This is a genomic window from Streptomyces sp. NPDC001480 (genome assembly GCF_042894725.1).
Taxonomy (GTDB): domain Bacteria; phylum Actinomycetota; class Actinomycetes; order Streptomycetales; family Streptomycetaceae; genus Streptomyces.
The window spans coordinates 13334-32813 of record NZ_JBIAVX010000011.1; the positions used below are offsets into that span (position 1 = coordinate 13334).

The window sequence follows — 19480 nt, forward strand, 5'->3', positions numbered from 1 at the left end:
CCTACTCGCGGTCGTCGGCGGTGCTGCGGCGGCGCATCGCGATGAACGCCCCGGCGCCGGCGAGGACGACGACCCCCGCGACGACCCCGACGATCACCCCGGTCGAGGAGCCCCCGGAGGAGGCGCCGGAGTCCGCCGGGACGGCCGACCACCAGCTCCAGTAGCCGTCCTGGCCGTAGATGTTGCCGGCGGCCTTGGGCATGGTCTCGATGGACTTGATCTGATCGGTGCGGTAGGCCTCGACGGCGTTCGGGTACGCCATGACGTTCATGTACCCCAGGTCGTACAGCCGCGACTCCATCTGCTTGACGATGTCGGCCCGTTCGGCCGAGTCGTACTCGGCGAGCTGCTTGGCGTACAGCTCGTCGTAGGTCTTGTCGCAGACGAAGTTGTCGGTCGCGCCGGTGTCCTTCGGGGTGGCGGGCAGGGCCGCGCAGGTGTGGATCGACAGCACGAAGTCGGGGTCGGGGTTGACCGACCAGCCGTCGAAGGCGAGGTCGTACTTGCCGGCGAGCCACGGGTCGGTGACGTTGTCGAGGCAGTCGAGCGTCATGCCGATGCCGAGTTTGCCCCACCACTCCTTCAGGTACTGGCCCACCGCCTTGTCGTTCGGGTCGGTGGCGTGGCACAGGACGCGGTAGTCCAGCGGCTTGCCGTCCTTGCCGACCCGCTTGCCGTCGGCGTTCTTCTTGTAGCCGGCCTGGTCGAGGAGCTGGGCGGCCTTGGCGGGGTCGTAGGCGAGTTCCTGGCCGGCTGACGGCTTCCAGAAGTACGTCGAGAAGCGCGGCGGGATGTAGCCCTGGCCCTCGACGGCGTGCCCCTGGAACACCTTGTCGATGAGGACCTTGCGGTCCACGGCCATGAAGAGCGCGTGCCGCACCCGCTCGTCCAGCAGGGACGGGTCGCCGTCGCCGAACTTCCTGCCGTTCTTCGCCTTCGCGCCCGGGTTGGTGGCCAGGGCGTAGAAGCGGCGGCCGGGGCCCTCGTTGACGTGGATGTCCTTCTGCCCCTTGAGGGAGGCCGCCTGCGCCGGGGTCAGGGCGGGCTGGCCGGCGACGAAGGAGACCTCGCCCTTGCGCAGGGCGGCCACGGCGGCGTCCTGGTCCTTGTAGTACTTGAAGACCAGCTCGTCGAACTTCGGTGCCCCGCGCCAGAAATTCTTGTTGGCCTTGAGCCGGACGTAGCTGTCCGCCTTGTAGTCGGTGAGCACGAACGGCCCGTCACCGACGACGGGGAAGGACCTGTCGTTGTTGAACTTCGAGAAGTCCTCGACGTCCTTCCAGACGTGCTCGGGCACGATCGGCACGTCCAGCGCGGTCATCGTCGCCTGCGGCTTCTTCAGCTCGATGACCAGCTGGGTGGGGCTCGGGGCCGTCACCTTGCGGAAGTTGGTGACGAAGCTGCCGTTCGCGGTGGCGGCCGCCTTGTCGGTCATCAGCTTGTTGAACGTCCAGGCGGCGTCCTCGGCGGTCACCTTCTGCCCGTCCGACCACTTGGCGCCGGAGCGGATCGTGTACGTCCATGTGAGCTTGTCGGCCGACGGCTTCCAGTTGGTGGCGAGGCCCGGCACGGGGTGCGCGTCCCCGGGGTCGTAGTCGGTCAGGTACTCGTACGTCAGTCGCAGGATGCTCGTGCTGAGCAGACGTACTGCCAGGAAGGGGCTCAGCGAGTCGACGCTCTGCGCCGCGGCGACGGTGAGGACCTTGGGTCCCTGTGCGGCCTGCGCCCGTTGCGGAGCCGGGTCGAGCGGAGTGGTGAGCGCCGCCGTGGCGGCCAGGGCGAGGGCGCCGCCGGCGGCGGCGAGCCGGGTGAGACGCGGTCGCGGGCCTCTCGGGTGCGGACGGGTTCTGCCGGGCCGGTCTGGTGTACTCATCAAACGTGACCTCGCGCCTGGTGACACCGGGTGGGTGATGAGAGTGTCCATGCGGCGACTGTGCGCGTCAACGGCGCCTGCACCCGGTGTGGCCTGCGGAAACGCCGAGTTGATGTTCCGTCGGCCCAAACATTGGTCCATACCGGTGAAGGGGGTCTGGTGGAGCGCTGGCGGCGGTCGGCGAGCGGTCCCGGCCGCCGTGACGATCTCGTGACCACGGCGGGATCGCGACGCGGGCATCGCCGCGGCAGGACCCGGCCCCGAGCCGACCGCGACGGCCGTCGCCCCGAGGGGCGTCCGCCCGGCGGCAGACGGGAGGGCCACCCCTCGTTCGGGTGCACTCTCTCGCGGACGGGCCGACCGAGTGTGCGCTGCGTGCCGTTTACGGTGATATTGACCCATAAGTACCGGAGGTAGGCGCTGGCGCCGCAGCGCAGGCATGCGCGTTCCCGAGGAGGCACTGCATGCGTGGAACCACGTACGCCCGACGGCTCGCCTGCGCGACGGCGGTGGCGACGGCCGTGGCCCTCGCCGCGACGGCCTGCGGCAGCGGGAGCACGGGCAGCGGGGCCGGCGGCTCGGTGCTCTCCTCCTCCTGGGGCGATCCGCAGAACCCGCTGGAACCGGCGAACACCAACGAGGTCCAGGGCGGCAAGGTCCTCGACATGATCTTCCGGGGTCTGAAGAAGTACGACCCGAGGACCGGCGCGGCCCAGGACATGCTCGCCCAGAAGATCGACACCCCGGACTCCCAGAACTTCACGATCACCATCAAGGACGGCTGGACCTTCTCCAACGGGGAGAAGGTGACCGCCAAGTCCTTCGTCGACGCCTGGAACTACGGCGCGAGCCTGCGGAACCACCAGCGGAACGCGTACTTCTACCGCTACATCCAGGGCTACGACAAGACCCACCCGGACAGCGGCTCACAGAGCGCCGGCACCCTCTCCGGCCTGAAGGTCGTCGACGACCGGACGTTCACCGTCAGGCTGGCCCAGAAGTTCTCCAGCTTCCCCGACACCCTGGGCTACCCGGCGTTCGCCCCGCTGCCCGCGGCGTTCTTCACCGACCACGCGGCCTGGCTGGAGAAGCCGGTGGGCAACGGGCCGTACGCCGTCGACTCGTACGTCAGGGGCTCGCAGATGGCCCTGCGGAAGTGGGCCGGCTACCCGGGCCCGGACAAGGCGCGGAACGACGGCGTGGACCTCAAGGTCTACACCGACAACGACACCGCCTACACCGACCTGCTGGCCGGCAACCTCGACCTGGTCGACGACGTCCCCGCCTCCCAGCTCAGGAACGTCAAGAGCGACCTGGGCGACCGCTACATCAACACCCCGGCCGGCATCATCCAGACCCTCGCCTTCCCCTACTACGACAAGGCCTGGGACACGAGCGGCTCGGAGAAGGTCCGCAAGGGCCTGTCCATGGCGATCAACCGCAAGCAGATCACCGACACGATCTTCCTGAAGACCCGCATCCCGGCCACCGACTGGACCTCACCGGTGCTCGGCGCGGAGGGCGGCTTCAAGGACGGGCTGTGCGGGCCCGCCTGCGACTACAACCCGGGCGAGGCCAAGAAGCTGGTACAGGAGGGCGGCGGGCTCCCGGGCGGCCAGGTCAAGATCACCTACAACGCCGACACCGGCTCGCACAGGATGTGGGTGGACGCCGTGTGCAACTCCATCAACAACGCGCTCGGCAACGACAAGGCCTGCGTCGGCAACCCCGTCGGCACCTTCGCCGACTTCCGCAACCGGATCACCCAGCACAAGATGTCCGGCCCGTTCCGCGCCGGCTGGCAGATGGACTACCCGCTCATCCAGAACTTCCTCCAGCCGCTCTACTACACCGGCGCCTCCTCCAACGACGGCCAGTGGTCCAACCAGGACTTCGACAAGCTCGTCGACCAGGCGAACGCCCAGACCGACACCGCAAAGGCGGTGCGCACCTTCCAGCAGGCCGAGGAAGTCGTCCGGGACCACATGGCCGCCATCCCGCTCTGGTACCAGAACGGCAGCGCGGGCTACTCCGAACGGCTGTCCGACGTGGCGCTCAACCCCTTCAGCGTCCCCGTCTACAACGAGATCAAGGTCGGCTGACCCGCCATGGGGCGCTACGTCGTCAGGCGTCTGCTCCAGATGGTCCCGGTGTTCTTCGGGGCCACGCTGCTGATCTTCCTGATGGTGAACGTGATGGGCGACCCCATCGCGGGACTGTGCGGCGAACGGCAGTGCGACCCGGCGACGGCCGCCCAGCTGAAGCAGGAGTTCGGCCTCGACAAGCCGCTGTGGCAGCAATACCTGACCTACATGGGGAACGTCTTCACCGGCGACTTCGGGACGGCGTTCAACGGCCAGCCGGTCACCGAGCTGATGTCGACCGCGTTCCCCGTCACCGTCCGGCTGACCATCGTGGCGATCGTCATCGAGGTCGTCATCGGCATCACCCTGGGCGTGGTCACCGGGCTGCGGCGCGGCCGGCCCGTCGACACCGGGGTGCTGCTGGCGACCCTGGTGGTCATCTCCGTGCCCGTCTTCGTCACCGGTCTGCTGCTCCAGCTCCTGCTCGGCGTGGAGTGGGGCTGGATCAGACCGTCGGTGCCGCCGGAAGCCACCTTCGGCGAACTGCTCGTGCCCGGACTGGTCCTGGCCTCCGTCTCGCTCGCCTACGTCACCCGGCTGACCCGCACCTCCATCGCCGAGAACAGGCGGTCCGACTACGTCCGCACGGCCATCGCCAAGGGCCTGCCCAGACACCGCGTGATCACCCGGCACCTGCTGCGCAACTCGCTCATCCCCGTGGTCACCTTCATCGGCACCGACATCGGCGCCCTCATGGGCGGCGCCATCGTCACCGAGCGGATCTTCAACATCCACGGCGTCGGCTACCAGCTCTACCAGGGCATCCTGCGCCAGAACACCCAGACGGTCGTCGGCTTCGTGACCGTCCTCGTGCTGGTCTTCCTCATCGCCAACCTGCTCGTCGACCTCCTCTACGCCGTACTCGACCCGAGGATCCGCTATGCCTGAGCAGCAGCCGTACGAGCCCTCGGGTGCCATCGCGGGCACCGGCGCGGGCGGCGCGATGGACCTGGCGGCGAGCGAGGCGACGACGCTGGAGCGGACGCGGCCCGGCGGGCCCGAGGGCACGGGACCACAGGGCAAGCCCCGTTCGCTCTGGTCCGACGCCTGGCGGGACCTGCGCCGCAACCCCGTCTTCCTCCTCTCCGGGCTCGTCATCGTCTTCCTCGTCGTCATCTCCCTGTGGCCCTCGCTCATCGCCTCCGGCAGCCCGCTCCAGTGCGACCTCGCCAAGGCCCAGGAGGGCTCCCAGTCCGGCGCCCCCTTCGGGTACGACGGCCAGGGCTGCAACGTCTACACACGGACCGTCTACGGCGCCCGTACGTCCGTCACGGTCGGCGTCTGCGCCACGCTGGGGGTGGCGCTCCTCGGGTCCGTGCTGGGCGGACTCGCGGGCTTCTTCGGCGGATCGTGGGACTCGCTGCTGTCCCGCCTCACCGACATCTTCTTCGCGATCCCGGTCGTGCTCGGCGGCCTCGTCCTGCTCTCCGTGGTGACCAGCAACACGGTCTGGCCGGTCGTCGGGTTCATGGTGCTGCTCGGCTGGCCGCAGATCTCCCGCATCGCCCGCGGCTCCGTCATCACCGCCAAGCAGAACGACTACGTCCAGGCCGCCCGCGCCCTCGGCGCCTCCGCCCCGCGGATCCTGCTGCGCCACATCGCGCCCAACGCGGTCGCCCCGGTGATCGTCGTGGCCACCATCGCGCTCGGCACCTACATCGCGCTGGAGGCGACCCTGTCGTACCTGGGCGTCGGCCTGAAGCCGCCCAGCGTCTCCTGGGGCATCGACATCTCCGCCGCCTCCCCCTACATCCGCAACGCCCCCCACGCCCTCCTGTGGCCCTCCGGCGCCCTCGCGATCACCGTCCTGGCCTTCATCATGCTCGGCGACGCGGTACGCGACGCCCTGGACCCGAAACTGAGGTGAGCGGCGGTGCGGCAGGAAGTGAGAGCCGAGGTGAGCTGTCGTGCTGCTTGAAGTGCGGGACCTGCGCGTGGAGTTCCGGATGCGGGACGGGGTCGCCCGGGCCGTGAACGGGGTGAGTTACGGGGTGGACGCGGGGGAGACGCTCGCGGTGCTCGGGGAGTCCGGGTCGGGGAAGTCCGTCACGGCTCAGGCGGTCATGGGGATCCTCGACGTGCCGCCGGGGCGGATCACCGGCGGGGAGATCCTCTTCCGGGGCCAGGACCTGCTGAAGCTGAAGGAGGAGGAGCGCAGGAAGGTCCGCGGCGCCGGGATGGCCATGATCTTCCAGGACGCGCTGTCCTCGCTGAACCCGGTGCTCTCCGTGGGCGACCAGCTCGGCGAGATGTTCGTGGTCCACCGGGGGATGTCGAAGAAGGACGCGCGGGCCAGGGCCGTCGAGCTGATGGACCGGGTACGCATCCCGGCCGCCGCCCAGCGCGTGCGCGACTACCCGCACCAGTTCTCCGGCGGCATGCGCCAGCGCATCATGATCGCCATGGCGATGGCCCTGGAGCCGGCGCTCATCATCGCCGACGAGCCCACCACCGCCCTCGACGTCACCGTCCAGGCCCAGGTGATGGACCTGCTCGCGGAGTTGCAGCGCGAGTACCACATGGGGCTGATCCTGATCACCCACGACCTGGGCGTCGTCGCGGACGTGGCGGACCGGATCGCCGTGATGTACGCGGGCCGGATCGTGGAGTCGGCGCCCGTCCACGACATCTACAAATCCGCGGCTCACCCCTACACCCGCGGCCTGCTGGACTCCATCCCGCGCCTGGACCTCAAGGGCCAGGAGCTCTACGCCATCAAGGGCCTGCCGCCGAACCTCACGCACATCCCGCCCGGCTGCGCCTTCCACCCGCGCTGCCCGATGGCCCGCGACGTGTGCCGGACCGACGAGCCGCCGCTGTACGAGGTCGACGCGGACCGGAGAAGCGCCTGCCACTTCTGGAGGGAGTGCCTGCATGGCAGCCTCGACGACTGAGCCGGTCCTGACCGAGCCGATGCTGGAGGTCAGCGGGCTCGTCAAGCACTACCCGCTGACCCGGGGCGTCCTGTTCAAGAAGCAGATCGGCGCGGTGAAGGCCGTCGACGGCGTCGACTTCCACCTGGCCAGGGGCGAGACGCTGGGCATCGTCGGCGAGTCGGGCTGCGGCAAGTCCACGGTCGCCAAGCTGCTGTGCAGCCTCGAACGGCCGACGGCGGGTTCGATCCGCTTCAAGGGCGAGGAGATCACCCGGCTGTCCGGCCGCGCCCTGAAGGCCGTACGCCGCAACATCCAGATGGTCTTCCAGGACCCCTACACCTCCCTCAACCCCCGGATGACGGTCGGCGACATCATCGGGGAGCCGTACGAGATCCACCCCGAGGCGGCCCCGAAGGGCGACCGGCGCGGGAAGGTGCGGGAACTGCTCGACGTGGTCGGTCTCGACCCCGAGTACGTCAACCGCTACCCGCACCAGTTCTCCGGCGGCCAGCGCCAACGCATCGGCATCGCAAGGGCGTTGGCCCTCCGGCCGGAGGTGATCGTCGCCGACGAACCGGTGTCGGCCCTGGACGTCTCGATCCAGGCCCAGGTGATCAACCTGCTGGACCGGCTCCAGTCGGAGTTCAGGCTCTCCTACGTCTTCATCGCGCACGACCTGTCGATCGTGCGGCACATCTCGGACCGGGTCGGGGTGATGTACCTCGGCCGGATCGTGGAGACCGGCACGGAGACGGAGATCTACGACCACCCCACGCACCCCTACACCCAGGCACTGCTGTCCGCCGTGCCCGTCCCCGACCCGGACGCCCGCGAACACCGCGAACGGATCATCCTCTCGGGTGATGTGCCGTCCCCCGCCGACATCCCGTCCGGCTGCCGCTTCCGCACCCGCTGCTGGAAGGCCCGGGAGCGCTGCGCGCTGGAGGTGCCGGCCCTCGCCGTCCCGGAGGCGTTCCGCCTGGAGACCGGCCCGGCCGCGCACGACTCGGCGTGCCATTTCGCGGAGGAGAGGCAGGTCGTGCCGGTGGAGGAGCGCAACGGCAACGGGCCGGGGTGACAAGGAGCACCCCGGCCCGTTCACGGCACCCGCACGGCCGTACGCTGTACAGCCTCGCGCGTCCGTATATCGGTACCGCTTCCGTGAAGTTGCCTCCGTGTTAACGAAGTTCGCGGTGGTTCACGGATGTTCGTGCTTGTTCACTCCGCTATGCGTGGGGTTGTGCCAGCGCACGCCTGAGGAAGTCCACCTGGAGCAGCAGCAGGTTCTCAGCGACCTGCTCCTGCGGGGTCATGTGCGTGACGCCGGACAGCGGGAGCACCTCGTGCGGACGGCCGGCGGCGAGCAGGGCCGAGGACAGCCGCAGGGCGTGCGCGACCACCACGTTGTCGTCGGCCAGGCCGTGCACGATCATCAGCGGGCGGTGCGGGTCGGCGGGGGCGGCCAGGCCCTCGTCGGTGACGAGGCTGCTCCTCTCGTACGCCGCCGGGTCCGTGGCCGGGTCGCCCAGGTACCGCTCGGTGTAGTGGGTGTCGTACAGCCGCCAGTCGGTCACCGGCGCGCCCGCGATGCCCGCGTGGAAGACGTCCGGGCGGCGCAGCACGGCGAGGGCGGCCAGGTAGCCGCCGTACGACCAGCCGCGGATCGCCACCCGGGTCAGGTCGAGGGGGTACTCCCGCGCGAGGTCCTTCAGCGCCTCGATCTGGTCGTCCAGGGAGACGGTGAAGTCGCGGTGGACCGCCTTCTCCCAGGCGGGGGAGCGGCCGGGGGTGCCCCGGCCGTCGGCCACGACCACCGCGAAGCCCTGGTCGGCGAACCACTGTGAGGTGAGGTGGGCGTTGTGCGCGGCGGCCACGCGCTGGCCGTGCGGTCCACCGTAGGGGTCGAGCAGTACCGGAAGGGGAGCGCCCCCGGCAGTGTCCCCGGGGTAGTCCGTAGGCATAAGCACGGCGCACGGAATTCGGCGTGCGCCCCCCTCGGTGAGCGTCACGCGCGGGGACAAACCGGGATCTTCGGCGTACGACGTGACGGCCGCCACCGGCTTTCCGTCCCGCAGTACCCGGACACGGGCGCCCGGGCGGTCCAGCGTGGCCGAGACCAGCACGGTCACGCCCCCGGCGCGCACCGCCGAGTGCACGCCGGGCTCCTGCGACACGCGCTCGACGCCCAGCTCGTTCACCCGATAGACGTGCACCTCACCGATCTCCGGCGCACCCGTCTCCGTCTCCGCCTCCTCGCCCGCCGAGGCCGAGACCAGCACGTCGTCGGCGGTCACGTCCAGCACCGCACGGATGTGCAACTGCGGCCCGGTCAGCGGCCGCTCGCCCACCGCCAACACCCGGGCCCCGCCCTCGTCCGCGATCCGCACGAGCTGTCCGGAGGGGCTCCAGCACGGCACCCCGGGGAAAAGTTCAAGCCATGTTGGATCTTCATCGGCATGGACCATTCGCGTCGCCCCCGACTCCGGGTCCACGGCCAGGAACAGCTGGCTGCGCTGGTCCCTTGCCTGCACCAGGAGCAGCGGTGCCCCCGCGTCTGACCAGTGCACACGCGCCAGATACGGGTAGCGTGCCCGATCCCATACGACCTCCGTGCGCGTGCCGCCGAGGTCGACCACGAACAGCCGCACGTCCGCGTTTCCGGTCCCCGCAGCCGGGTACGCGACGTGGTTCGGCTCACGCTCCGGATGGGCCGGGTCGGCGATCCACCACCGCCCCACCGGCGTGTCGTCCGCGCGCGCCACGAGCAGCCGGTCCGAACTCGGGGACCACCAGAAGCCACGCGAACGAGCCATCTCCTCGGCCGCGATGAACTCGGCCAGCCCGTAGGTGACGCCCTCCGACTCCGGCTCCGCCAGCGCCCGGTCGCCCTCACCCTCGGCGCCCACCACCCGCAGGGCGCCCTCGGCGACATACGCCACGTGCCGTCCGTCGGGCGCCGGCCGCGGATCGATCACCGGCCCCGGAACGGGGAGTTCACGCGCGGTCCCGGCCCGCAGCTCCGCCGTGAAAAGCCGCCCTGACAAGGTGAAAGACGCCAACTCGACGGCCGCGTCGGTGGCGTAGCCGACGATGCCGGCACCGCCCTCGCGGCTGCGCTCGCGGCGTGCTCGCTCCTCGGGCGAGAGCTGTTCCGAGGCGCCTTGCAGCAGAGCGCGCGGGTCGGCCGCCACGCGCTCCCCGCCGTCCGCCACATCGATGACCCACAGGGAGTTCGCCCGGTCGGTACCGGAGGTCGAGCGCAGGAACGCGACACGCGAACCATCGGGCGCCACGGTGAACGAGCGCGGCGCGCCGAGGGTGAAACGCTGGGTGCGGGCGTGCCGTCGGGGGAAGGAGACAGGCTCGGTCGTCATGCCCTGACCATATTGGCCATGCGCCCCCTTGTGCGGCCGTGCGCCCAGCGATGCGCAAGGGTGGATAGTTATGATCACTACCGCCATGTGGGTATGAACCTGCTGGCTCGTGTATGGAATTGCTGGACCGATCTACAACCCCCATAGTCCGTCCCACCCCCCGCGTCCCTGGATCTTTGGAGGTGAGCCGCCGTGGCACTCTCGATTTCGGCGGTGGTGCTGCTGGCGATCATCGTCTTCTTGCTGGTCAAGAAATCAGGCCTGAAGGGCGGTCACGCGGTCGTCTGCATCCTCCTCGGCTTCTACCTCGCCTCCTCGACGGTCGCACCCACGATCAGCGAGCTGACGACCAACGTGGCGAGCATGATCGGGAGCATCAAGTTCTGACGGGTGCGGTGGCTGGTGGCTGGTCGCCGATGCGGGTGGCTGGTGGCTGGTGGCCGATGCGGGTGGCTGGTGGCTGGTGGCCGATGCGGGTGGCTGGTGGCTGGTGGCCGATGCGGGTGGCTGGTGGCTGGTGGCTGGTGGCCGATGCGGGTGGCTGGTGGCTGGCGACCGATGACGGGTGACCGGTGGCCCGGAGCTTGTGTGGGCGTCTGGCGCTGAGCGAGAGCCCGGTGCCGAGTGACCGTGGGGGCCGCCCGCTTCTTGGCATTGTCGTGCTTCCGTGATCCGAGTAAAGGGCGCTGCGTTCCGCTGCGCTGCACTCCGCGTCGCCTGCGGCGATGGCCCTTCGGGCCACCCTTGACTCGGCTCACGGAATCACGGGGGAGAAGCGAGCGAGCGGCCCGAAAAGGCGGTGGCCGAGGCCGGCGTTCCCTTCCGTCGGCTGGGCGGTGGGGCGGGGTCGAGGGCGCGGACGCGCCTCGCCTGCACGCCGGGACGGCTTAGCGGCGATCGGTGAGTGGGGGTTGGGGGCGGAGCGCAGTCGGCAGGGGGTGGCATGCCATGTCGGATTGGCGGCTTGCGGCCGGTGGGTGGTGGATGGTGGGCGCGCCGGGCAGGGGCGCACGCCGGAAGGGCTTAGCGACTTGCGGTGAGTGGGGCGGGGTGCGCGCTCGGCGGGTGGCGGCACGCCGGGGTGGCTCGGCGGTTTCCCGGGCGGCAACCTTCTTCCGCAGCAGGACAAATGGGGCGCGTGGGTGGGGTGGTGGGAGTGAGTGGCAGATTTGTTTCACCCCGAATCCCGGCGACCAGGGGCTTTGCATCCCACCCCTGAGACATATCTGCCACTCACCGGTGGACTGTGGCTGGTGAGGTCTGTGTGACGCAGGTGGTATGCCGGACGGCTGACGGCTGACGGCTGACGGCTGACGGCTGACGGCTGACGGCTGACGGCTGACGGCTGACGGCTGACGGCTGACGGCTGACGGCGGACGGCTGCGGGCTGATAGCTGCGGGCTGTGGCCGCTTGCCGCCCTCGATCTTGTAGACCAGGTCCTCCCCGTAGCCGACCGCCGCTCCGAACTCGCCGGCCCGCATCCCCGCTGCTGCCCGCCGCAGCTGCAACTGCCGCCCCACCGTGGTGATCACGGCCACGCCCCAGTCGTCGTCCGGGTCCACCTCCCAGCCCGGTTCGTCCGCCTCGGTCCTGAGCCGTACCGCCTCGCCGTCCACCGACATCCGCGCCCCTCTCCCGTAAGACCAGCGGACAGTCACCGTGTGCGACCGTGTCGTCACGCACTACGGTGAGTGTCGCCGACCACTCTGAGTGACGTGAATCAGGAAAACGCCGGGATCGCGCACGACGCCGACCTGATCGACGGCGCCCTCCTCGTAGGCTGGGGCCATGACGGAACCACCCGCGCGGCGTCTGCTGCTGGTGCACGCGCACCCGGACGACGAGTCGATCAACAACGGCGTGACCATGGCCGCGTACGCGGCCCGGGGTGCCCGGGTGACGCTGGTCACCTGCACGCTCGGGGAGCGTGGTGAGGTCATTCCGCCCGAGCTGCGGCATCTGACCGGTGCCGCCCTGGGTGAGTACCGGCTGCGGGAGCTGGCGGCCGCGATGGGTGAGCTGGGTGTCGCGGATTTCCGGCTGCTCGGGGGTGCGGGGCGCTACTCGGACTCCGGGATGATGGGCGTTCCGGACAATGAGGATCCTGGCTGTTTCTGGCAGGCCGATCTCGACGAGGCTGCCGGGCATCTCGTCGAGGTGATTCTTGAGGTTCGGCCTCAGGTTGTCGTCACCTATGACGAGAACGGGGGGTACGGCCATCCTGATCACATCAAGGCCCACCGCGTCGCCATGAGAGCCGTGGAGCTGGCCGCCGAGGCGGGCTGGCGGGTTCCCAAGGTCTACTGGAACCGGGTGCCGCGTTCCGTCGCCGAGGCCGCGTTCGGGCGGCTGGCCGACGACCTGCCCGGACTGCCGTTCGCGAAGGCCGCCGCCGTGGATGATGTGCCGGGGGTGGTCGGCGAGGAGCGGATCACCACCGCGATCGACGGTGGCGCCCACGCCGCCGCCAAGGCCGCCGCCATGCGCGCGCACGCCACCCAGATCGAGGTCGCCGAGCCCTATTTCGCGCTCTCCAACGAGCTGGCGCAGCCCCTGTTCACCACCGAGTACTACGAGCTGGTGAGCGGTGAGCGGCCGGGCGTCGTCGGGCAATCCGGGCGGGAGACCGATCTGTTCGCCGGGATCGGGGAGTCGTCATGAGCGGGGCAGGGCGGGGGCCGATGCTCGCGCAGCCTCTGCGGCGGCCCTCGGGCGGGCGGATCGCCGCCCTTCTGGGGCTGTTCCTGCTCGGCGTGGTGGTCGCCATGGCCGGGGCCCTGGTGCAGGCCGGCTGGTTCCCGGGGGGACTGCTGCTCGCCCTGGCGGGCGCGGCCGGGGCGTTCCTCGGCGGGGCGTACGTGATGGGCAGTCGCGCCGGGGCGGTCGCGCCGGTGGTCGGCTGGATCGTCACCGTCATCTTCCTCACCACCAGCCGTCCCGAAGGGGATTTCCTGTTCGGCGCGGGCGGCGGCTCCTACCTGTTCCTGCTCGGCGGCATGGCCCTCGCTGTGATCTGCGCCACCCTTGGCCCCGGGCGGCAACCTGGGGCCGGTGCCGCCCGACTTGGCAAGTGACGTACCACTTCGCCATGCGGCGCGCGTGCGAGTCCGGTGTGGGTTTCCCCAGCGGTCGTGGGATAGGCGCCAGAAGTGGCCAGTATGGTGGTGCGCGCCGCCGAGTCGCCCGAGAGAGGTCGTAACGCGGGCGGCGGAGCCAACCGGGAGAACCTGCCTTGAGTCGTGAAACTGACACTCCGTCCTCCGGGCCCAACGGGCGCGGCGGAGCCGCATACCCCTCGGGCACGCCGCCGTACGGAACCCCCATGGTTTCCGACGACGGTACGGACGCGGCCCGTTCGGCCGCGCAGCCGGAGGAACGCAAGACCGAGACCACGCTGACGACCCGCATCCGGATCAACATCCCCGGATCGCGGCCCATCCCGCCGGTCGTGATGCGCACACCCGTCGCGACGGACACCGAGAGCGCGGCCGACGACGCGGGCACCGACCCGCAACCATCGGCCCCCACCGCGACGTCCGCGGGCACCGTGGAGCCGTCCGCCGAGCCCGCCACGCCGGGCGAGGAGAAGGCCAGCGACTGGTTCGCGCCCCGCAAGTCCGGCGCGCCCAAGGGCGGTCCGGGCGGCGGTGGCACGAACGGCGCGGGTCTGCCCGGCGGTTCCGCCGCGGGCGCCGCGGCGGCGCCGGGCGCGGGTGCCGCGGGCGGTACGCGTCCGAACGGTTCCGGGGCTTCGGGCGCCGCGCGTCCGGGTGGCTCCGGCCCCTCGGGCGGTACGCGTCCGGGCGCGGGGCGTCCCGGTGGTGTGGTCGGCTCGATGAGCGTGCCGGGCGCGTCCCGGCCCGGCGGGACGAACGGTGCCGGGTTCTCCGGCGCCACCGGCGGTCCCGTGGCCCCCGGGCACGGGGGCGGCACCGGCTCCTTCGACGTCACCGAGGCGCTGGCCGCGGGCCCGCTGGGCAACGGCAAGGGCAACGGTCCCCGTCCCGGCTCGGGTGGCGGCGGCGAGCCGAGCCGTGACGACCTGCCGTACTTCGCGGACAACGGCCGCGGCGGTCCGAAGGGCCAGGGCGGCCCGGCCGGGCCTGGTGGCCCCAGCAACTTCAACGGACCGGGCGGCCGCGGCGGCGCCGGCGGCCCGCAGGGCCCCGCGGGCCCCACCGGCGGTCCGGTCACCGGGGACGGCCCGCTGGCCCCGCCCGCCGGCGGTGCTCCGGGTGGTCCGGGCGGACCGGGTGGCCTGGGCGACATCGGCATGGACCCCGGCATGGCGTTCGACGCCCCGGAGGCCTTCGCCGGCCCTGGTGCCACCGGCGCCCCCCGTCCGCGTCCCGGCGCGGGCACCCGCGGCCCCGGCGGCGGTATGAGCGACGACACCGCGATCCTCACCCCGCAGAAGCCCGCCCCCGAGGGCACCCCCGGCTACGGCGCCCCGGCGGACAACGTCTCCGGGCACACCGTCACCAGCGGCATCCCCGTCGTCCCGCCGGGCGTCACGTCCCCCTTCGGGCCGGGCGCGCCCGGTGACGGGCCGCAGCCCCACACGCCCCCCAAGCTGCCCGAGCCGGTCTCGCAGAACGTTCCGGAGACCAAGTCCAAGGCCAAGAAGAAGGGCCGCAGCAAGCTGGTGCTGCTCGGCGGCGGCGTGGTCATGGTCGCCGGTGTCGCCTACGGCGCCGGGCTGCTGATGAACCACTCCGACGTGCCCAAGGGCACCACCGTGCTCGGCGTCGACATCGGCGGCGGCACCCGCGACGAAGCCGTCAAGAAGCTCGACGACGCCTTCGGCCAGCGGGTGAACAAGCCGCTGAAGCTGTCGGTGGGCGGCAAGACGGTGTCCCTCACGCCGGACCAGGCGGGCCTCCAGTTCGACTTCCAGTCCACGGTCGGCGCGGCCGCGAAGAGCGACTACAACCCCGTCTCCGTGATCGGGTCGCTCTTCGGTCAGAAGCGGGTCGTCGAGCCGGCGATGCCGGTGGACGAGGAGAAGCTCCAGGCGGCTCTGGAGGGCGTCGGCGGCGGCTCCGGATCGGTCACCGAGGGCACGATCGAGTTCAAGTCCGGCAAGGCCGTCGCCGTCTACGGCAAGCCCGGCAAGGCCATCGACGCGGGCCGGGCCACCGAGTCCGTCAAGGAGGCGTACCGCGCGGAGGTGGAGACCGGCAAGGGGACTGCGGTGACCGTGCCGACGACCACCAAACAGCCGACGGTCTCCAACGCCGAGGTCGACCGCGAGATGAAGAAGTTCGCGGAGCCGGCGATGTCGGCGAACGTGACGGTGCAGACGGACGCCGCGCACTCGATCCCGATGAGCCCGCAGAACTCGCTGTGGAAGTTCCTCAGGGTGACGCCGGTCAACGGCAAGCTGGTCGACAAGCCCGACCTGGCCGCCCTGAAGAAGCTGTACGGCCAGACGTTCGACGGCGTGCTGATCACCCGGGCCAACGGCAAGAAGACCCCCCTCACGCCGGAAGAGGTCTACATCAACCTGCGCACCGCGCTGATGAGCAAGACCAACCGGATCGCGGTCATCGACACGAACCCGAGCTGAGCGGGCCCGACGCGAGAGGGGGCGCCCGGTGATCACCGGGCGCCCCCTCTCGTCATGTCACCCGCACGGCATGACATCTGTCATCCGGCACTCGGGACCGCCGACACTGACGACGGCCCGGCCCCCGAAGCCAGCATGTACGTCATGACAACGACAGCGGCGACCACCACCACCCCGGTGGTCGGGTTCGATCAGGTGAGCAAGACGTACGGGACCACACGGGCCGTGGACGGGCTCTCGCTCCAACTGCACCCGGGTGAGACCGTGGCCCTGCTGGGCCCGAACGGCGCCGGCAAGTCCACCACCCTCGACCTGCTGCTCGGCCTCAAGCAGGCCGACCGCGGCACGGTCAGCGTCTTCGGCACCAGCCCGCGCGAGGCGATCGTCGCCGGCCGCGTGGGCGCCATGCTCCAGAGCGGCGGACTGATGGACGAGGTCACCGTCACCGAGCTGGTCAGGCTCGCCTGCGATCTGCACCCCAAGCCGTACAAGGTCGCCGACGTGCTGGCCCGCGCGGGCATCACCCAGATCGCCGACCGCAAGGTCAACAAGCTCTCCGGCGGCCAGGCCCAGCGCGTCCGCTTCGCCCTCGCCACGGCCGGCGACAGCGACCTGATCGTCCTGGACGAACCGACCACCGGCATGGACGTCTCCGCCCGCCAGGCCTTCTGGGCCACCATGCGCGAGCAGGCCGACCAGGGGCGGACGGTGCTGTTCGCCACGCACTACCTCGAAGAGGCCGACGCCATCGCCGACCGCGTGCTCGTCCTGCACCGGGGCCGGCTGCTGGCCGACGGCACCGCCGCCGAGATCAAGGCCAAGGCGGGGGCCCGCCGCGTCTCCTTCGACCTGGAGGGCGAGATCGACGAGACCGCCCTGCGCGGCCTGCCGTTCCTCGCCACGATCGGCATATCGGGCCAGACGGTCCGCATCCAGTCCACCGACGCCGACGCCACCGTGCACGCCCTGTACGGCCTCGGTGTCTACCCCCGCAACCTCGAAGTCGCCGGACTCGGACTCGAGCAGGCCTTCGTCGCCATCACGGAGGCCGAAGAGGCCAAGGAGGCCACGCAGTCGTGAACAGTCTCATCAGGCTGGAACTCGCGCGCTCCCTGCGCAACCGCAAGTTCCTGTTCTTCTCGGTGATCTACCCCTCGGCGCTGTTCCTGCTCATCGCGGGCAACGCCGACAGCCACACCAAGATCGACGGCACCGGTCTGACCGTGCCGACCTACATGATGGTCTCCATGGCCTCCTTCGGCGCCCTGACCGCCGTCCTCATGGGCAACAGCGAGCGCATCGCCAAGGAGCGCGAGAGCGGCTGGGTACGGCAGCTGCGGCTGACCACGCTGCCCGGGCGCGGTTACGTGTTCGCCAAGACCGCGAGCGCCGCCGTGGTCAGCCTGCCGTCGGTCGTCATCGTGTTCGTCGTCGCCGCGACCGTGAAGGACGTACGCCTCGACGCCTGGCAGTGGCTGGCGCTCACCGGCTCCATCTGGGCCGGCAGCCTGGTCTTCGCCGCGCTCGGCGTGGCCATCGGCTACCTCGCCTCCGGGGACGCGGTCCGCCCGATCACGATGATCACCTACTTCGGCCTGTCGATGCTCGGCGGCCTGTGGATGCCCTCCACGACCTTCCCGACCTGGCTCCAGGACATCGCCAAGTGGCTCCCCACGCACGCGTACGCTGCTCTCGGACGGGCGATCGAGCAGAGCCAGGCCCCGCACGCCCAGGACGTCGCCGTCCTCGCGGTGTTCTTCGTCCTCTTCGCGGGCAGCGCGGCCTGGCTGTACCGGAAGGACACGCTGAAGGCGTGAGCGCCATGACGGAAGACCTGGAGGCCGCCGACGAGGCCCGGGCGGAGCGGCTGATGCGCATGGGGGAGGCCCCCCGCAACAAGAGCGAGGCCGTGCGCAAACTGGTGTGGATCCTGCCCTGGCTGATCTTCCTCGGCTCGCCGGTGAGCGACCTGACCGGGGGCCACCACACCACCGGCGCCACCGTGGCCGGCTGGGCGGGGTTCGTCTCCTTCACCGGGATCTATCTGGCCGTGGTCTTCCGCAACATGGGGCGGCCCTTCCGCGGCCCGGTCGTCGGGATCCTGGTGGCCGTGCTCTTCGTGCTGGCCGTCGTCCTGTCGCTCACGCTGGGGGACTCCTGGCTCGGCCTGTTCGTGTACGTCTCGGTCACCTGTGGGGCGACCCTCCCGCTGCGTGTGGCGTACTGGACGATCCCGGCGACCACCGTCGCGCTGATCCTGGTCGGGCTGCGCGTCGGTCAGGAGACCGCCTGGGGGCTGTTCATCATCGTGCTGCTCGTCGGCTACTCCATGAGCGGTGTACGCCAGCTCGTCCACACGACCGTGCAGTTGCGCAAGGCCCGGGCCACCGTCGCCCAGCTCGCCGCCAACGAGGAACGGCTCCGCCTCGCCCGTGACCTGCACGACCTGCTCGGCCACTCGCTCTCCCTGATCACGCTCAAGAGCGAGCTGGCCGGCCGTATGCTCCCCGGCCACCCCGACAAGGCGGCCCAGCAGGTCGCCGACATCGAACAGGTCAGCCGGCAGGCGCTGGTGGACGTACGGGAGGCTGTCACCGGTTACCGCCGTCCCCGCCTGGCCGCCGAGCTCGCCGGCGCCCAGGTCGCCCTGACCGCCGCCGGGGTCGTCGCCGAGGTGCCCGCCGAACCCGACCTCGCGGGCATCCCCGAGGAGACCGAGGCCGTCCTCGCCTGGGCGCTGCGCGAAGCGGTCACCAACGTCGTGCGGCACAGCGGCGCCGACCGCTGCACGGTGGAGGTGCTGCGCCGCCAGACCCTGGACGGCCCCGTCCTCGAACTCGCCGTCGAGGACAACGGATCGGGCGGCTCCGGCAAGGAGCCCGGCAACGGTCTGACCGGCCTGACCGAACGTCTGGAGAAGGCCGGCGGCACCCTGGAGGCGGGCCGGGCCAGGCACGGCTACCGGCTGGTCGCCCGCGTGCCCACGGCCACCGCGGCCGACGTAGTATCCGGGGCATGAGCAGCACGATCAAGGTTCTCCTCGCCGAGGACCAGTCGATGGTCCGGGAGGCGCTGGCCGCCCTGCTCGGCCTCGAGGACGACATCGACGTCGTCGTCCAGGTGTCACGCGGGGACGAGGTGCTGGCCGCCGCCCGCGAGCACGGTGTGGACGTCGCCCTGCTCGACATAGAGATGCCGGGCTGCACCGGTATCGAGGCCGCCGCGCAGGTCCACAAGGAACTGCCCGCGGTCAAGCTGGTCGTGCTCACCACCTTCGGCCGCCCCGGCTACCTGCGCAGCGCCATGGAGGCGGGCGCCGACGCCTTCCTCGTCAAGGACGCCCCCGCGGCCCAACTCGCCGAAGCGGTCCGCAAGGTGCTGGCCGGCGAGCGCGTCATCGACCCCATACTCGCCGCGGCGGCCCTGGCCGAGGGCGCCAACCCCCTCACCGACCGCGAACGCGAGGTCCTGCGCGCCGCCGCCGACGGCTCCACCAACGCCGAACTGGCGGCCACCCTGCACCTGTCCCAGGGGACGGTACGCAACTACCTCTCGACGGCGATCCAGAAGCTCGCGGTCCGGAACAGAGCGGAGGCGGTACGTATCGCGCGGGAGAAGGGCTGGCTGTAACGCCCCGAGCGCC

Annotated in this window: 15 protein-coding genes and 1 pseudogene; 13 read left to right on the forward strand and 3 right to left on the reverse strand. The window is 70.8% G+C overall.

Features of this window, described 5'->3' with window-relative positions:
* Window position 1 precedes the first annotated feature (1 nt).
* Window positions 2–1873: an ABC transporter substrate-binding protein gene (locus ACFY01_RS26700; protein WP_390738270.1), complete on the reverse strand. Its 1872-nt coding sequence runs from the start codon at window positions 1871–1873 to the stop codon at window positions 2–4.
* Window positions 1874–2337: 464 nt separating this feature from the next.
* Between ACFY01_RS26700 and ACFY01_RS26705 the strand changes: the two genes are divergently transcribed.
* The 5 genes from ACFY01_RS26705 to ACFY01_RS26725 are packed head-to-tail and all read left to right on the forward strand — an operon-like array spanning window position 2338 to window position 7971.
* Complete coding sequence (locus ACFY01_RS26705) at window positions 2338–3975, forward strand: ABC transporter substrate-binding protein (RefSeq protein ID WP_390738271.1); 1638 nt, start codon at window positions 2338–2340, stop codon at window positions 3973–3975.
* Window positions 3976–3981: 6 nt separating this feature from the next.
* Window positions 3982–4905: an ABC transporter permease gene (locus ACFY01_RS26710; protein ID WP_390738272.1), complete on the forward strand. Its 924-nt coding sequence runs from the start codon at window positions 3982–3984 to the stop codon at window positions 4903–4905.
* On the forward strand, window positions 4898–5884 hold the full coding sequence (locus ACFY01_RS26715; RefSeq protein ID WP_390738273.1) for an ABC transporter permease: 987 nt from the start codon (window positions 4898–4900) through the stop codon (window positions 5882–5884). The genes ACFY01_RS26710 and ACFY01_RS26715 overlap by 8 nt, the downstream gene beginning before the upstream one ends.
* Before the next feature lie 40 nt (window positions 5885–5924).
* Window positions 5925–6911: an ABC transporter ATP-binding protein gene (locus ACFY01_RS26720; RefSeq protein WP_390738274.1), complete on the forward strand. Its 987-nt coding sequence runs from the start codon at window positions 5925–5927 to the stop codon at window positions 6909–6911.
* A complete protein-coding gene (locus ACFY01_RS26725; RefSeq protein ID WP_390738275.1) occupies window positions 6892–7971 on the forward strand; it encodes an ABC transporter ATP-binding protein in 1080 nt (359 codons plus the stop codon). The genes ACFY01_RS26720 and ACFY01_RS26725 overlap by 20 nt, the downstream gene beginning before the upstream one ends.
* A 148-nt stretch (window positions 7972–8119) precedes the next feature.
* On the opposite strand, the gene ACFY01_RS26730 is transcribed toward ACFY01_RS26725, so the two are convergent.
* A complete protein-coding gene (locus ACFY01_RS26730; RefSeq protein WP_390738276.1) occupies window positions 8120–10267 on the reverse strand; it encodes a prolyl oligopeptidase family serine peptidase in 2148 nt (715 codons plus the stop codon).
* 192 nt (window positions 10268–10459) lie between these two features.
* Between ACFY01_RS26730 and ACFY01_RS26735 the strand changes: the two genes are divergently transcribed.
* Window positions 10460–10654, forward strand: coding sequence for a hypothetical protein (locus tag ACFY01_RS26735; RefSeq protein WP_132853188.1), 195 nt, complete (start codon window positions 10460–10462; stop codon window positions 10652–10654).
* A 1020-nt stretch (window positions 10655–11674) separates the two neighbouring features.
* On the opposite strand, the pseudogene ACFY01_RS26740 reads toward ACFY01_RS26735, so the two are convergent.
* Window positions 11675–11890: pseudogene (locus ACFY01_RS26740) on the reverse strand (helix-turn-helix domain-containing protein); the annotation flags it as partial.
* Between the two features lie 166 nt (window positions 11891–12056).
* Between ACFY01_RS26740 and mshB the strand changes: the two are divergent.
* From mshB to ACFY01_RS26775, 7 genes are all read left to right on the forward strand, one after another.
* Window positions 12057–12929, forward strand: coding sequence for an N-acetyl-1-D-myo-inositol-2-amino-2-deoxy-alpha-D-glucopyranoside deacetylase (mshB, locus tag ACFY01_RS26745; protein WP_390738277.1), 873 nt, complete (start codon window positions 12057–12059; stop codon window positions 12927–12929).
* On the forward strand, window positions 12926–13342 hold the full coding sequence (locus ACFY01_RS26750; protein ID WP_390738278.1) for a DUF6113 family protein: 417 nt from the start codon (window positions 12926–12928) through the stop codon (window positions 13340–13342). Before mshB ends, ACFY01_RS26750 begins: the two co-directional genes overlap by 4 nt.
* A 158-nt stretch (window positions 13343–13500) precedes the next feature.
* Window positions 13501–15837, forward strand: a complete 2337-nt coding sequence (locus ACFY01_RS26755) for a hypothetical protein (protein ID WP_390738279.1) — start codon at window positions 13501–13503, stop codon at window positions 15835–15837.
* A 144-nt stretch (window positions 15838–15981) separates the two neighbouring features.
* Complete coding sequence (locus tag ACFY01_RS26760) at window positions 15982–16917, forward strand: ABC transporter ATP-binding protein (RefSeq protein ID WP_390738280.1); 936 nt, start codon at window positions 15982–15984, stop codon at window positions 16915–16917.
* Window positions 16914–17654 carry an ABC transporter permease gene (locus tag ACFY01_RS26765; protein ID WP_390738281.1) on the forward strand — a complete coding sequence of 247 codons (741 nt, stop codon included), beginning with the start codon at window positions 16914–16916 and terminating at the stop codon, window positions 17652–17654. Before ACFY01_RS26760 ends, ACFY01_RS26765 begins: the two co-directional genes overlap by 4 nt.
* A gap of 5 nt (window positions 17655–17659) precedes the next feature.
* Window positions 17660–18856 (forward strand): sensor histidine kinase, encoded by a 1197-nt coding sequence (locus tag ACFY01_RS26770; RefSeq protein ID WP_390738565.1) that lies wholly within the window; start codon window positions 17660–17662, stop codon window positions 18854–18856.
* Window positions 18853–19467 carry a response regulator transcription factor gene (locus tag ACFY01_RS26775; protein WP_390738282.1) on the forward strand — a complete coding sequence of 205 codons (615 nt, stop codon included), beginning with the start codon at window positions 18853–18855 and terminating at the stop codon, window positions 19465–19467. The genes ACFY01_RS26770 and ACFY01_RS26775 overlap by 4 nt, the downstream gene beginning before the upstream one ends.
* Window positions 19468–19480: the final 13 nt, after the last annotated feature.